Below are 14,701 nucleotides of genomic sequence, written 5' to 3'. Positions count from 1 at the left end.
AGACAGGACTGGCAGCATGCTGTACGGGTTTTCACAGGTAATTTTTCAGGGCGCTCTTGTCACCCTTGAGCTGGCCGTCAGCTCGGTGGTTCTGGCCGTGCTTATTGGGTTGGTTGGCGCGGGAGCTAAGCTCTCCCGAAATCGCGTGCTGGCGTTAATTTTTGAGGGTTACACCACGCTGATTCGTGGGGTGCCCGATTTAGTGCTGATGCTGCTGATTTTCTACGGGCTGCAGATGGTTCTGAACGTGATCACCGATTCACTCGGCGTCGATCAGTTTGATATCGACCCGATGATCGCCGGTATCATTACGCTCGGTTTTATCTACGGCGCTTATTTCACCGAAACTTTTCGCGGTGCCTTTATGGCGGTGCCGAAAGGGCACATCGAAGCTGCGACCGCCTTTGGATTTACCAGCGGGCAAACTTTTCGGCGTATTTTATTTCCGGCCATGATGCGTTACGCGCTGCCGGGGATTGGCAATAACTGGCAGGTGATCCTCAAGGCGACCGCGCTGGTGTCGCTGCTGGGGCTGGAAGATGTGGTCAAGGCGACCCAGCTTGCCGGTAAAAGCACCTGGGAGCCGTTCTACTTCGCCATTGTTTGCGGGGTGATATATCTGTTGTTTACCACCGTTTCCAATGGCGTACTGCTGCTGCTCGAACGCCGCTACTCCGTAGGCGTGAAGAGGGCCGATCTGTGATTGAGATTATTCAGGAGTACTGGAAAGCGCTGCTGTGGAGCGACGGCTATCGTTTCACCGGCGTGGCTATCACTCTATGGCTGCTGGTGCTGTCGGTCGTGATGGGCGGCATTATGGCGCTGTTCCTCGCGATTGCCCGGGTTTCCAGCAATAAATATATTAAGTTTCCGGTGTGGTTGTTTACCTATATTTTCCGCGGGACGCCGCTGTATGTGCAGCTGCTGGTGTTCTATTCCGGGATGTATACGCTGGAAATCGTGAAAGGTACTGAGCTGCTAAACGCCTTTTTCCGCAGCGGCCTGAACTGTACGGTGCTGGCGCTCACGCTCAATACCTGTGCCTATACCACCGAGATTTTCGCCGGGGCGATTCGTTCTGTGCCCGCGGGGGAGGTTGAGGCGGCGCGAGCCTATGGTTTCTCGTCGTTTAAGCTTTACCGCTGCATTATTCTGCCATCGGCGCTGCGTATTGCGCTACCGGCTTACAGCAACGAAGTGATCCTGATGCTGCACTCGACGGCGCTGGCGTTTACCGCCACCGTTCCTGACTTGCTGAAGATCGCCCGCGATATCAACTCGGCAACCTATCAGCCGTTTACCGCTTTTGGCATTGCCGCCGTGCTCTATTTGATTATCTCGTATGTGCTGATTCGCCTGTTCCGTAAAGCGGAAAAGCGCTGGCTAAAACATATGAAACCGACTTCTACGCACTGAGAACATGATGGCTGATAAAAAACTAAACGTAATCGATCTGCATAAACGCTACGGCGAGCATGAGGTGCTGAAAGGCGTTTCGCTGAAAGCTAACGCTGGCGACGTCATTAGCATTATCGGTTCGTCGGGCTCGGGCAAAAGTACGTTCCTGCGCTGCATTAACTTTCTCGAAAAGCCGAGCGAAGGCACGATTATCGTTAACGGGCAGAATATTGGCCTGGTCCGCGATAGTGACGGTCAGCTCAAGGTCGCGGATAAAAACCAGCTGCGCCTCCTGCGTACTCGCCTGACTATGGTATTCCAGCATTTCAATCTGTGGAGCCACATGACGGTGCTGGAGAACGTCATGGAAGCGCCGATCCAGGTGCTGGGCCTCAGCAAGCAGGAAGCGCGCGATCGCGCGGTGAAATACCTGGCGAAGGTGGGCATCGACGAACGTCAGCAGGAGAAATACCCGGTACACCTGTCCGGCGGCCAACAGCAGCGCGTGTCCATTGCTCGCGCCCTGGCGATGGAGCCGGAAGTGCTGCTGTTTGATGAACCGACTTCAGCGCTTGACCCGGAGCTGGTGGGTGAGGTGCTGCGCATTATGCAGCAGCTGGCTGAAGAAGGGAAAACGATGGTGGTGGTGACGCACGAAATGGGCTTTGCCCGCCACGTTTCATCGCACGTGATTTTCCTGCATCAGGGCAAAATTGAGGAAGAGGGCAATCCGGAAGCCGTATTCGGTAACCCGCAGAGTCCGCGTTTGCAGCAGTTTCTCAGCGGCGCGCTGAAATAAAAATAAAGCCGGTTAACCCCGGCTTTATTTTTAATTGTACTTATTTAATTTAATCATATTTAATATGGATTTTGTGTGATCGCCAAGAGGCGATTCTTTTTGTGTATGCCGTACTTAAATTATTAATGGCAATAAGATAAAGGTTTTAATAGTTGCGAGGATTAGTATTTCCCGAAACACGCACAGTAAAGGGAAATAACGATGACACGTTACGAAAGTTTGTTACTGAATAATGGAAGTGTTTCGCCAGAAGATTATGTAACTTGTTCCGGTATTAATGAAAATCATGAAGCTTATTTTGGCGCGGTAGCACCGCCAATCATCCAGACCAGCCTATTTGTGCAGGCTAACTATCAGCAGTATTGCGATGATATGCAGCAAGAAACCCGGCGTTACATTTATAGCCGTGGTCTGAATCCCACCGTGCAGATGGCAGAGGAAAGGCTGGCTCGGCTGGAAGGTGGAGAAAGCGCACGCTGTTTTGCATCTGGAATGGGGGCCATTAGCGCGGTGATTATCGGCCATTTAAATCATGGCGATCACATTTTACTGGTCAATCAAGTCTATGGGCCTGCCGTGGAGCTGGTGAAAGCGCTAGCGCATAAATACGGTATTCAATTTGATGTTGTACCGGATGGTGACGTGGCGCTTATTGCGCAAAAAATTAAGCCCAACACGCGCATGATTTACACGGAGTCGCCGGGCACCATGACCATGAAGGTGGTAGATTTACGTGCGATAGCCAGCCTGGCGTCTCACCATGGCATTATCACGGCTATTGATAACACCTGGCCGACGCCGCTGTACCAGAAGCCGTTGAGCCTTGGCTTTGATATTGTGATTCATTCCTGTACCAAATACCTTGCCGGGCACAGCGATATTCTGGCCGGGGCGGTGATTACTTGCGCTGAGTTGATGGAACCAATCCGCGATTTTTCCCATCAGCTATTAGGCGGCGTGTTGGCGCCATTCAGCGCGTGGCTGTTATTGCGGGGATTACGAACTTTACCGATCCGCATGCAGGCGCATCAGCAAAATGCCATTGCCGTGCTCGAGTGGCTGAACCGTCGTGATGATGTGGAAAATATTCGCCATCCATGGCTGGCATCGCCGCAGGAAAAAGAGATTATTCGGCGTCAGATGAGCGGATTTTCCGGGCTCTTTAGCTTCGAGTTAAAACACGCGGATTTTCATGATGTGAAGCGCTTTATTGATGCCTGCAGGGTATTTAAAGTGGGGTGTAGCTGGGGTGGCTATGAAAGTCTGATTATTTCGCCCAATCGTGGATATAACCAGGCTGCGCTGGATGAGTCGGGTATCTCTCGTGGGCTTATTCGTCTTTCCATCGGTCAGGAGCCGGTGTCGATATTAATTAACGATCTCGATAATGCTTTTAAGGCATTAAGGATGCCAATATGACTATTCGGCAGCCTTCGTTTCCTTCGGCATTAATTATTTTATTCATCATTTTTATATTTTTTCTCGCCGGCGTTGGTATTTTGGGTTATCCGGTTGAGTTTGTATTAATAATGGTGACGCTTACGACCGCTGGCTACGCGTATTTTTATGGTGCGCGTTGGAAGGATATTGTTTCACTGTTTATGGAGAAAATTAAAGATGCCGTTCCAGCTATGCTGATTCTGTTGTCAATTGGTATGCTGATTGGCTGCTGGATTGTATCAGGCACCATTCCGCTGATGGTGCTGTACGGGCTGGACATGGTGAGTCCCCATTATCTCTATTTGACGGCTTTTCTGGTAACGGTATGCATTTCCCTGTTTACCGGCACCTCCTGGGGAACGGCGGGGACGATCGGTGTGGCGCTGATTGCGGTTTCGTCTGCGATGAACGTTTCCCTGGCGGTAACCGCGGGGGCCATTATCTCCGGTTCCTATTTTGGCGATAAGCTCTCGCCGTTATCGGATACCACCAATATGGCCGCAATGGCGGCAGGCGTAGAACTGTGGCAAAGCATTCGCAATATGATGTATACGTCGCTGCCAGCGTTTATTTTTGCCTGCGCAGGCTTCTGGTGGGTGGGGCAGGATTTAGTGCCGTTGAACGAACAGATCGACAATATCAGCGTGATGCGGGAGGCATTGCAGCAACTGTTCTGGCTTAATCCCCTCTGCTTGCTGCCGGCTTTGTTGGTTTTCGTGGGGGCATTGCGGAAGTGGGACACCACGGTGGTTCTGGTCGCTTCTTCATTTTTTGCACTTCTCCTGGGGGGCATTTTCCAGCCAGTGAGTTGGCCTGATATGGTGCAAGCGGCCATTAATGGATTTAAAAACAGCATGCTTACGCCATTTTCCACGATTGCCCGCGATCCCGACGTTGCAACAAATCTTACTGTTTTACTCAACCGTGGCGGCATTTATTCCATGGTCAGCCCCATTGTGGTCATGTTATGCGCATTTTTGTTCGCCTCCGCGCTGGAGGCATCAGGAGGGCTTAATGTGGTACTACAGCGACTTGTGAAGAAGTTGAGTTCCGTTACGCGCGTCATCCTGGCAACGCTCTTCTCAAGCACACTGCTAGTGGCTTGTACGGGCAACGCGGTGATTAGCTTTTTTCTGGTCAAAAGTATGTATGACCCCTGCTATGATCGGCACAAGCTGCATCGGGTCAACATGTCACGGGCTATGGAGTCGGGGGCGACCTTGCTGGAAGGTCTTTTCCCGTGGACGATTTCCGGCATGTTTATGGCAAAAACGTTGGGCGTGGCGACGCTGGACTATCTTCCGTGGACATTTTTTAATTTGAGCTGTTTTGCGCTGGCGCTGATGTATGCGTTTTTGGCAAGATGGAGTCGTTTTGGGACACGCTACGTTGAGTAACCCATGTTTTCGGGCCTGGACAGTATCATCCAGGTCTGTTCCTCCAGCCGATAGACCCAATCATCGTAATCTTTGCCGTTCAGCCGATAGGCTTTTGTCAGCACCTGCGTGCGGATAAAACCGTGCTTTTCCAGTAGCCTTGCTGAAGCTTGATTATCGCCAAGTACCCAGGCATTAATGGCCCATAGGCCAAGCTGTTGAAAGCCATAATCGCATATTTCACCGAGTGCCTCGCTGGCAAATCCTTTGCCCTGCGCCTCTGGCAGTAGCGCGTAGCCAACATCCGCCTCATGGGGGTTTTTACTGCTGATTTGCAGCCCTATATCGCCAAGCGGCGTACCGTTTTCATCGCGGATAACAAAGATCGCGGGGGAATTGCAGCGTCGGGAAAAAATTGCACCTATCGCCGCTTCGTCCAGTACTTCCCCCATAAACTGCATGACCTTATGGTTTTGTCGCAGCTGAAGAAAGAAGGGCCAGTCGCTTTTATTAAACGGAGAAAGTCGTAGTCGCCGGGTGGTGAGGATTGCCATTTTCCTATGCCATTAAGCCAAATCCGAGGCTGTACTCTAGCACCGGAAGAGAGGGATTGGCACGGAATTAGCCACTGAAGGCGGTCTTGTGTTCCAGATGCTGGAAATAGTGCAGTACCGTTTTGCTCTCCTGAGAGGCGCGAAGCTGTAGTGCCAGGTTGAGGCTATCCAGCGTGCGGGCATGGGCAACCATCGGCGAAGTCTCAGCGATGCGGCCCTCAGTTACCAGCCATTGCACGACTGTCTGCCAGCGCCAGAGTGGGGAGTTACCCTTTACGCGCTGAATGGGCGCAGGAAACTGACCACCACCGCGAGCCCCGTCTTTAAGCAGTGAAATTGCCTGCCGGGAAACGCCGGTGAGTTCGGCAATGTCGCTAAGCCCAACCAGGGTTGAATCAACCGATTCGACCCGCGCATTGAGCAAGGGGGCGGATTCAATATCTCGAATAGCAGAAAGAATAGCCTGCTCTAATGTGTCACTTTCCCGGTCGAAATCAAGATAGACCGCCGTCCCGTAAAAGCAGATCAGGGCATCATCGCAATGCGTATGATAAAGCGCATCTTCAAGATTTGGCGTGCTGCGGCTGACGCCTGAAAGCGTCAGCGTGAAGTTAAATAATGGCATTTTGTTTCTCCCTTGTTCTACGAATTTCTGGGCTGACAGCTCTCGACCATGCGCATGATTTGCCGCGCGTGATGTAGCGGAACGGCAGGTGTCGACCATATGCTCATCATATGATCGCGGTGCTCGGCCGTACCGCACTGCAAACGGCCAAAACAGTGGGCACTTTTACCGCCAGCGATAAACAACCAGCCGTGCTTTAGCGCGTAATCAATGGCCGCCCTGATATGTTTATCTGGATGTTCCTTCATCAGTGGTTCCCGCAGAGTATTGATATTTTGTTGACGAATGTCAACGGTAAGCTGATGCAAAAATGCGCATTGGCATGTTATGACAAAGCCAGAGGTAACGCGTTGGAATCGGCTTCACGTTTGTATCAGAGGGAGATGCGTTCGATGGCCGAAATGCGTGGCGAATTCCAGAAGTGGGGGAAGGGCGGTGATAGCCGGGCGCCATCACCGTCGTATGAAAACTTAATGGGCGAGAATATCGCCCAGCGCTTCGTCCAAATCGTACCAGCGAAACGCGAACCCGGCGGCCTCCAGCCGTTTGGGGAGCGCGCGCTGACCGCCCAGCACCAGCACCGAGGATTCGCCCATCAGCAGGCGTATAACGGTAGCGGGAACGCGAAGAATTGCCGGGCGATTCAGTGCCTGACCAAGGGCATGAGAAAATTGCTCGTTGCGCACCGGGTAAGGTGAAACCATGTTGAAAGGCCCGCGTAAATCGTTATCCAGCAGCCAGAGAATACCGTTGACCATATCGTCGATATGGATCCACGCCAGATATTGCCTGCCGCTACCTATCGGGCCGCCGAGGCCGAGCTTAAATGGCGGCACCATTTTGCCAAGAATACCGCCTTTTGGGGCCAGAACAACGCCGGTGCGCAGCAGGCATACGCGGGTACGCTCGCTCTGCGCGCTGCTGGCAATTTGTTCCCAGCGGGCGCACAGCTTGTGGGTGAATTCGTTGTGCGGCGGCTCTTCTTCGGTGACCACTACTTCGCCAAGATCGCCGTAGTAGCCGGTTGCTGAACCGGAAATCAGCACCGAGGGTGGCGTCTGGCTCGCCTGAATGAGATCGCTGATGCGCTGGGTGATGGCCCAACGGCTATCGCATAATTTCTGCTTTTGTGCCGCGGTCCAGCGTTTGTCGGCAATGGGCTCACCGGCGAGGTTAATCACCGCGTCAATGCCGTCGAGGCTGGACGGCTTCTCAAGCCCTGGCCAGATCTCAACGCGAGCATCAAGCATTTGCCGGGCTTTATCCGCAGAGCGGGTCACCACGCAAACCGCGTGGCCGAGCGCCAGTAAACGCGGAATTAAATGGCGGCCGATCAGCCCGGTGCCGCCGGTTAGCAGAATTTTCATGCCACCTCCCACAGGGAGCGCTTAGCGTTGCCAGCTCAGGGTGATGGATACTGAATCGGCATAGCGCAGCGCGTGAAGTTTATCGATCTCCACTTCAGCATAAGTGACCCAGTGATGTTCGCGTGCGATATCGAGCACATCCTGCGTTAATTTTTCCAGTAAAGAGAAACGGTTATTTTCAACGTGGCGAATGATGTTTTTGGTAATGGTGCGGTAGTTCAGCGCATCGTTGATATCTTCGCTGCTGCGCGACTTGTCCGCCGGGTAGCGAATTTCCACGTTGATAACGATGTCCTGGCGGTTGGCGATCTCTTCTTCCTTAATGCCGATGAAGGTACGCAGGCGCAGGTTTTTGATGCGAATGACAGCGTCGGATTGAGACATTGCAGGTGTTCTCCTTAATTTTTGTTTTCCAGTGCATCATACACTAAAGCATCTTTATCGCGGCAGGGTCTGGCGCGCGTTCAGTTCGTGCGCCAGTTCAACAAACGCGCGTAGCGCCGGTAGCACATGTCGGTGTCCCGGATAATAAAGGCGCAGGCCGCCAAAGGTTGGGCACCACTCATCCAAAACGCTGATAAGTTTGCCGCTGTGGAGTTCGTCCTGAATAAACCATTCTGAAATAAACGCCAGCCCCAGTCCAGCCAGCGCGGCACGGTGAATGGCCTGCATTTCGCTGACGGTAATCCGCGCTGGAATATTGACGGTAAATTTCTGCTGATGGCGCTCCAGTTCCCAGTGGTAAACGCCGCCGTGGGACATGCGCATACCGATGCTCTGATGCTGCTGGAGATCGTCTGGCGAGACGGGCGTACCGTGGCGTTTGAAGTAGTCCGGTGAGCCGACAATCAGCATTCGCGCATCCGGCGTCAGTGCGACGGCAATCATATCCTGCGGGACGGACTCGGCAAGGCGGATACCCGCGTCAAATCCCTCTGACACGATGTCGATAAGCCGTGACTCGGTGGTGATATCCAGGCGCATCTGCGGGTAGCGTTGCAGATAAGTATCAAACAGTTGGAACAGCAGTGAAACGCATTCGCGCGGCGCGTTGATGCGCAGCGTCCCCGTCGGGTTTCCCGGTTCGGCGGCAATCTCCTCGGCGGCGCGTTGTATTTCCGCCAGGGCCGGAGCGATGCGCGCCACGTAGCGCTGGCCCTGTTCCGTGAGCGCCACGCTGCGGGTGGTGCGGTTAAAAAGCCGGACGTTAAGCCGCGATTCCAGCCCGGCAACGGCATTGCTGACGGCGGTCGCCGACATCCCTAACTCGCGCGCCGCGGCGCGAAAGCTCTGCTGGCGGGTGACGGCAAGGACGATTTCAAGTTCGGTAAGGCCGCTGCGGTGCATGATTGTTCCGATTTTCGTGACAGGTCGTCCATATTATACCCTCTTATCGTTACGATGCGCGGCTCCTATACTCCACGGCATCCCACGATGAGAGGACCGAATCATGCTGCACATCAACCAGATTTACATCAACGGCGAGTTTGTTACCCCACACGGTAGTGAGCTTTTTGAGCTGTTTAACCCTGCAACCGAAACCGTGATTGGCGAGGTGCGACTGGCGGATGAAGAGGACACCCTGCGCGCTATTGCCGCTGCGAAAGCCGCGTTCCCGGCCTGGTCGCAGACGACCCGTGAAGAGCGTATTGTGGTGCTGGAGAGAATGTACCTGGCCGTACAGGCGCGAGAAGCCGATCTGCTGGAAGCGCTGGTCACCGAGTACGGTGCGCCATCGGTACGTGCACACTGGATGGCGTCCTGGCCGGCTCAGACGATTCGCTGCGCCATCGATGCGCTTAAGCAATTTAGCTTCGAAGAACAGGTTGGCCGCGCCAAAGTAGTGATGACGCCGGTCGGTGTCGCCGGGCTGATTACGCCGTGGAACAGCGATGCCGGTTTTATCTGCAATAAGCTGGCGACCGCGATGGCTTCCGGCTGTACCGCGGTTATCAAACCGAGCGAAATGAGCGCCTGGCAGACGCAGATTGTGACTGAGGCTCTGCACGCCGCGCATATTCCAGCGGGCGTGTTTAACATTGTCACCGGGCGGGGAGACGTGGTGGGGGAAACGATCAATCACCATCCGGACATCGCCAAAATCTCCTTTACCGGCTCGACGGCGGTGGGCAAACACATTGTGGAAAGCGGTGCCCGCACGCTTAAGCGCGTCACGCTGGAACTGGGCGGCAAATCGCCGACCGTGATCCTCGATGATGTGGATGTGAAGGTGGCGGTACATCGGGCGCTGGAAGCTGGGTTTATGAATAGCGGGCAGGCGTGCATCGCCGGGACGCGTATTTTGGTTCCCGCCTCCCGTCAGGCTGAGTTTGAGCAGGCATTTATCGAGGCGATGACCGGGTTCACCACCGGCGACCCGCGTGATAGTAAGACCGTGATTGGCCCGATGGTCAGCCAGAAACAGTGGCTGCGGGTGCAGGGCTATATTCAGTTAGGTCAGCAGGAGGGCGCGCGGATTCTGGTTGGTGGCGAAGGGCGCGTCGCGGGACAGCAAAAAGGCTGGTACGTGAAGCCGACCATTTTCACCGATGTGAACAACCAGATGCGTATTGCCCGCGAAGAGATCTTTGGGCCGGTGCTGGTACTGATCCCTTATCGCGACGAGGCACAAGCGCTGACGATTGCCAACGATACCGAGTATGGCCTGAACGCGATGGTATTAAGCGGCTCACGGGAACGAGGCGAGGCGCTGGCGCTGCGGATTGAATCCGGCCGCGTGATGGTCAATACCCTTGAGAATGAACCGCTGGCGCCGTTTGGCGGCATGAAGCAGTCAGGGCTGGGCCGCGAGATGGGAAAATGGGGCATGCAGGCCTATCTTGAGCCGAAAACGCTGGTGGTCGGCTGATTGCAAAATCCTCATGTTGCGGACAAGTGACATCACCTGCCAGACAGGCTATGTTGACAGCTATGTTGGATGGACGCGTTCTGCGTCCATCGTTCGTGCATCTCCTGCCCGTGATTGAGGACGCTATGAGCCAGCCTGTGATAACGCTTTGGTCTGATTCCGATTTTTTCTCACCCTACGTGATGTCCGTCTACGTTGCCCTGCAGGAGAAGGGGCTGGCGTTTACGCTAAGGACCGTTAACCTTGACCTCGGCGAGCACCTCCAGCCGGGCTGGCGCGGCTATTCGGCGACCCGCCGCGTGCCGCTGCTTGAGCTTGAAGGGTTTGAGCTCAGCGAATCCTCCGCCATTACCGAATTCCTTGATGAACGCTTCGCGCCGCCGCAGTGGGAGCGTTTGTACCCTCACGATCTGCAAAAACGCGCCCGTGCACGACAGATCCAGGCGTGGTTACGCAGCGACCTGATGCCGATACGCGAAGAACGTCCGACGTCGGTTATCTTTGCCGGTGAGAAAAAAGCGCCGCTGACGGACGCAGGACGCAAAAGCGCAGCTAAACTGTTTGACACCGCCAGTGCGCTGCTTGCCCACGGGCGTCCTAATCTGTTTGGCGAGTGGTGTCTGGCCGATACTGACCTGGCGCTGATGCTCAACCGTCTGGTGTTCAACGGCGACGATGTGCCGGAGGCGCTGGCGGATTACGCTGCCTTCCAGTGGCAGAGGGCGTCGGTACAGCGCTATGTTGCGCTCTCGGCCAAACGCGCAGGCTGAAAAAAACGAGAGAATCCATTATGATAACAGGGTTATCATCGTGGGAGATTTGATTAATGAAGCTGATGTTTGCATCGGATATTCACGGCTCGCTACCGGCCGCTGAGAAAGTGCTGGCCCGCTTTCACGAGAGCGGTGCACGCTGGTTGGTTATTTTGGGCGATGTACTCAATCACGGGCCGCGCAACGCCTTACCCGATGGCTATGCGCCCGCGCAGGTTGCCGAGCGGCTCAATAGCGTTGCGGAGCGGATTATTGCCGTGCGCGGTAACTGCGATAGCGAAGTTGATCAGATGCTGCTGCAGTTTCCCCTTAGCGCGCCGTGGCAGCAGGTCCTTACCGAACATCAGCGTCTGTTTTTGACCCACGGGCATCTTTATCACCCCGGTAACCTGCCGCCGCTGGCAGCCGGTGATGTGTTTGTTTTTGGACATACGCATCTGCCGGTGGCAGAAAAGCATGAACAGATATTCTTATTTAACCCCGGTTCGGTTAGCATTCCCAAGGGCGGTTTCGCTGCCAGCTATGGGCTGCTTGAAGGTCATAAATTGCACGTTTTGACACTCAATGATCAACAGGTTATTGCAGAGGTTGCTATTAACCCGTAAGTTACCCATCAATCATAAAACGCGCCATAAAGAGCGCTTTCAAGGTAAGGTTTTCGGATGGTCGAGCAGAATCATTTGGCAAGCACGGAATGGGTCGATATTGTCAACGAGGACAATGAGGTCATCGCGCAGGCGAGCCGTGAACAGATGCGCGCGCAGTGCCTGCGTCACCGGGCAACCTATATCGTCGTGCATGATGGTATGGGCAAAATTCTGGTGCAACGCCGCACCGAAACAAAAGACTACCAGCCGGGTATGCTGGACGCCACCGCTGGGGGTGTTGTTCAGGCTGATGAAACGCTGCTGGACTCAGCCCGCCGCGAGGCAGAAGAAGAATTAGGCATTGCTGGCGTACCGTTCGCCGATCACGGGCAGTTCTACTTTGAAGATAAAAACTGTCGCGTCTGGGGAAGCCTGTTTAGCTGCGTCTCCCACGGGCCGTTTGCCCTGCAGGAAGAAGAAGTCAGCGGCGTACGCTGGATGACGCCGGAAGAGATCACCGCGCGTTGCGATGAGTTTACCGATGACTCGCTGAAGGCGCTGGCGCTGTGGATGACCCGCAACGCAAACAACGAAACCCATGCAGAGGAAGACGCAGACGACGAATAATGTCGCTCTGCTACAGATATAAAAAATCCGGAACGGTTTCCCGCTTCCGGATTTTTTTTGCCCTAAACCGCCCGCGAACGGGCGGCAGAAGGATTAGCCCTGCTGTGAAGACTGAATCGCGGTCAGAGCGATGGTGTAGACGATATCGTCTACCAGCGCGCCACGGGACAGGTCGTTCACCGGCTTGCGCATACCCTGCAGCATCGGCCCGATGGAGATCAGGTCGGCAGAACGCTGTACCGCTTTGTAGGTGGTGTTACCGGTGTTCAGATCCGGGAAGATGAACACGGTAGCGCGACCGGCAACCGGAGAGTTCGGCGCTTTGGATTTCGCAACGTCAGCCATAACGGCAGCATCGTACTGCAGCGGGCCGTCGATCATCAGGTCAGGACGTTTTTCCTGTGCCAGACGAGTCGCTTCACGTACTTTCTCTACGTCGCTACCTGCACCAGAGGTACCGGTGGAGTAGGACAGCATCGCCACGCGCGGTTCGATACCGAAAGCAATCGCGGATTCAGCGGACTGAATAGCGATTTCTGCCAGTTGCTCTGCAGTTGGATCCGGGTTGATCGCGCAGTCACCGTAAACGTAAACCTGTTCCGGCAGCAGCATGAAGAACACGGAGGACACCAGAGAGCTGCCCGGCGCGGTTTTGATCAGCTGCAGCGGCGGACGAATGGTGTTCGCCGTAGTGTGAACGGCACCGGAAACCAGACCGTCAACGTCGTCCTGTTCCAGCATCAGGGTACCGAGAACCACGTTGTCTTCCAGCTGTTCGCGGGCAACGGTTTCGGTCATGCCTTTGTTCTTACGCAGTTCGACCAGGCGAGCCACGTAGCTTTCGCGAACCACTTCCGGGTCAACGATTTCAACGCCAGCGCCCAGTTCAACGCCCTGAGACGCCGCAACGCGGTTGATTTCATCCGGGTTACCCAGCAGTACGCAGGTGGCGATACCGCGTTCGGCACAGATGGCAGCGGCTTTAACGGTACGCGGTTCGTCGCCTTCCGGCAGAACAACGCGTTTGCCTGCTTTACGCGCCAGCTCGGTCAGCTGGTAGCGGAATGCCGGCGGAGACAGACGACGGCTGTGTTCAGAGGTCGCGGTCAGGGAATCAATCCATTCTGGGTTGATAAAGTTAGCCACGTATTCCTGAACTTTCTCGATGCGCTCGCGGTCATCAACCGGCACTTCCAGGTTGAAGCTCTGCAGGCTCAGAGAGGTCTGCCAGGTGTTGGTGTTCACCATGAATACCGGCAGGCCGGTAGCGAATGCACGTTCGCACAGCTTGCTGATGCGCGGATCCATGTCGTAGCCGCCGGTCAGCAGCAGGGCACCGATTTCTACGCCGTTCATGGCGGCCAGGCAGGCGGCAACCAGCACGTCCGGACGGTCTGCGGAGGTCACCAGCAGGGAACCTGCACGGAAGTGTTCCAGCATGTGCGGAATGCTACGTGCACAGAAGGTGACGGATTTCACGCGGCGGGTGTTGATGTCGCCTTCGTTAATCACGGTCGCGTTCAGGTGGCGTGCCATGTCGATAGCGCGGGTGGCGATCAGATCGAAGCTCCACGGTACCGCGCCCAGGATTGGCATTGCGCTGGTGCTTTTCAGCTGTTCAGCGTCGATTTTAACGACCTGCGCTTTGGAAGAGTCGTCAAAAATTTCAGACAGATCCGGACGAGTACGGCCCTGTTCATCAACCGGTGCGTTCAGTTTGTTAACGATGACGCCGGTGATGTTGGTGTTTTTCGCGCCGCCGAAGCTGTTGCGAGTCAGTTCAATGCGCTCGTTCAGTTGCTCTGGGGTGTCGGTACCCTGAGACATCACGAAGACGATTTCTGCATTCAGCGTTTTGGCAATTTCGTAGTTCAGAGACTGCGCGAACTGGTGCTTACGGGTCGGGACCAGGCCTTCAACCAGAACCACTTCTGCATCTTTGGTGTTCGCGTGGTAGTTAGCGATGATCTCTTCCATCAGCACATCTTTCTGATTGCTGGAGAGCAGGGCTTCTACGTGGCTCATCTTCAGCGGTTCAGCTGCCGTGGTGGTAGATGAGTTAGCGCGAACGATAGTGGTCGTCTGGTCAGGTGCATCGCCACCGGTGCGCGGCTGAGCGATTGGCTTAAAGACGCTCAGACGAACGCCTTTGCGTTCCATAGCACGGATAACGCCAAGGCTGACGCTGGTCAGGCCGACGCTGGTTCCGGTAGGGATCAGCATAATAATACGGGACACGGTTTATCCTCTTTCGTTTACCGCCGGTTTTGGGCGGGATACAAAACA

At 54.8% G+C, this 14,701-nt stretch carries 16 protein-coding genes; 9 read left to right on the top strand and 7 right to left on the bottom strand.

The features are described 5' to 3' along the window. Window positions 1–16: 16 nt before the first annotated feature. The 5 genes from H7R58_RS15920 to nhaC all read left to right on the top strand — a co-directional run bounded on the left by H7R58_RS15920 (window position 17) and on the right by nhaC (window position 5,034). Window positions 17–703 (top strand): histidine ABC transporter permease HisQ, encoded by a 687-nt coding sequence (locus tag H7R58_RS15920; protein WP_106924253.1) that lies wholly within the window; start codon window positions 17–19, stop codon window positions 701–703. Further along, a complete protein-coding gene (locus tag H7R58_RS15915; protein WP_106924254.1) occupies window positions 700–1,416 on the top strand; it encodes an ABC transporter permease in 717 nt (238 codons plus the stop codon). Before H7R58_RS15920 ends, H7R58_RS15915 begins: the two co-directional genes overlap by 4 nt. Window positions 1,417–1,423: 7 nt before the next feature. Continuing rightward, complete coding sequence (hisP, locus tag H7R58_RS15910) at window positions 1,424–2,197, top strand: histidine ABC transporter ATP-binding protein HisP (protein WP_106924255.1); 774 nt, start codon at window positions 1,424–1,426, stop codon at window positions 2,195–2,197. Window positions 2,198–2,398: 201 nt separating this feature from the next. Continuing rightward, on the top strand, window positions 2,399–3,616 hold the full coding sequence (locus H7R58_RS15905; RefSeq protein ID WP_182930244.1) for a trans-sulfuration enzyme family protein: 1,218 nt from the start codon (window positions 2,399–2,401) through the stop codon (window positions 3,614–3,616). Next, entirely contained in the window at window positions 3,613–5,034 is a 1,422-nt protein-coding gene (gene nhaC, locus H7R58_RS15900; protein WP_182934432.1) for a Na+/H+ antiporter NhaC, read from the top strand. The genes H7R58_RS15905 and nhaC overlap by 4 nt, the downstream gene beginning before the upstream one ends. On the opposite strand, the gene H7R58_RS15895 is transcribed toward nhaC, so the two are convergent. From H7R58_RS15895 to H7R58_RS15870, 6 genes are all read right to left on the bottom strand, one after another. Continuing rightward, complete coding sequence (locus H7R58_RS15895; protein ID WP_182930246.1) at window positions 5,022–5,567, bottom strand: GNAT family N-acetyltransferase; 546 nt, start codon at window positions 5,565–5,567, stop codon at window positions 5,022–5,024. The two genes, nhaC and H7R58_RS15895, sit on opposite strands and share 13 nt — an antisense overlap. Window positions 5,568–5,634: 67 nt before the next feature. Next, the gene (locus H7R58_RS15890; protein WP_182930247.1) at window positions 5,635–6,192 is read right to left on the bottom strand and encodes a helix-turn-helix transcriptional regulator; all 558 of its coding nucleotides are present in this window, start codon (window positions 6,190–6,192) and stop codon (window positions 5,635–5,637) included. Window positions 6,193–6,209: 17 nt separating this feature from the next. Next, window positions 6,210–6,440 (bottom strand): hypothetical protein, encoded by a 231-nt coding sequence (locus H7R58_RS15885; RefSeq protein ID WP_106924260.1) that lies wholly within the window; start codon window positions 6,438–6,440, stop codon window positions 6,210–6,212. Window positions 6,441–6,662: 222 nt separating this feature from the next. After that, window positions 6,663–7,559, bottom strand: a complete 897-nt coding sequence (locus tag H7R58_RS15880) for a TIGR01777 family oxidoreductase (protein WP_106924261.1) — start codon at window positions 7,557–7,559, stop codon at window positions 6,663–6,665. A 21-nt stretch (window positions 7,560–7,580) separates the two neighbouring features. Next, window positions 7,581–7,943 (bottom strand): dihydroneopterin triphosphate 2'-epimerase, encoded by a 363-nt coding sequence (gene folX, locus H7R58_RS15875; RefSeq protein ID WP_106924262.1) that lies wholly within the window; start codon window positions 7,941–7,943, stop codon window positions 7,581–7,583. Window positions 7,944–7,997: 54 nt separating this feature from the next. Beyond that, entirely contained in the window at window positions 7,998–8,906 is a 909-nt protein-coding gene (locus H7R58_RS15870; RefSeq protein ID WP_182930248.1) for a LysR family transcriptional regulator, read from the bottom strand. A gap of 103 nt (window positions 8,907–9,009) precedes the next feature. On the opposite strand from H7R58_RS15870, the gene H7R58_RS15865 reads away from it, so the two are divergent. The 4 genes from H7R58_RS15865 to yfcD all read left to right on the top strand — a co-directional run bounded on the left by H7R58_RS15865 (window position 9,010) and on the right by yfcD (window position 12,415). After that, complete coding sequence (locus H7R58_RS15865; protein ID WP_182930249.1) at window positions 9,010–10,428, top strand: aldehyde dehydrogenase family protein; 1,419 nt, start codon at window positions 9,010–9,012, stop codon at window positions 10,426–10,428. Window positions 10,429–10,553: 125 nt separating this feature from the next. Beyond that, window positions 10,554–11,198, top strand: a complete 645-nt coding sequence (gene yfcF / locus H7R58_RS15860; RefSeq protein WP_182930250.1) for a glutathione transferase — start codon at window positions 10,554–10,556, stop codon at window positions 11,196–11,198. A 56-nt stretch (window positions 11,199–11,254) separates the two neighbouring features. Then, entirely contained in the window at window positions 11,255–11,806 is a 552-nt protein-coding gene (gene yfcE / locus H7R58_RS15855; protein WP_182930251.1) for a phosphodiesterase, read from the top strand. 57 nt (window positions 11,807–11,863) lie between these two features. After that, entirely contained in the window at window positions 11,864–12,415 is a 552-nt protein-coding gene (gene yfcD / locus H7R58_RS15850) for an NUDIX hydrolase YfcD (protein ID WP_106924266.1), read from the top strand. Window positions 12,416–12,508: 93 nt separating this feature from the next. Here yfcD and pta read toward each other — a convergent pair whose 3' ends face one another. Next, on the bottom strand, window positions 12,509–14,653 hold the full coding sequence (gene pta, locus H7R58_RS15845; protein WP_106924267.1) for a phosphate acetyltransferase: 2,145 nt from the start codon (window positions 14,651–14,653) through the stop codon (window positions 12,509–12,511). Window positions 14,654–14,701: the final 48 nt, after the last annotated feature.

It is taken from the genome of Klebsiella sp. WP4-W18-ESBL-05, from assembly GCF_014169075.1.
GTDB lineage: Bacteria > Pseudomonadota > Gammaproteobacteria > Enterobacterales > Enterobacteriaceae > Kluyvera > Kluyvera ascorbata_B.
The sequence above is the reverse complement of the archived record's forward strand: the minus strand, read 5'-3'. Positions and strand labels throughout refer to the sequence as shown.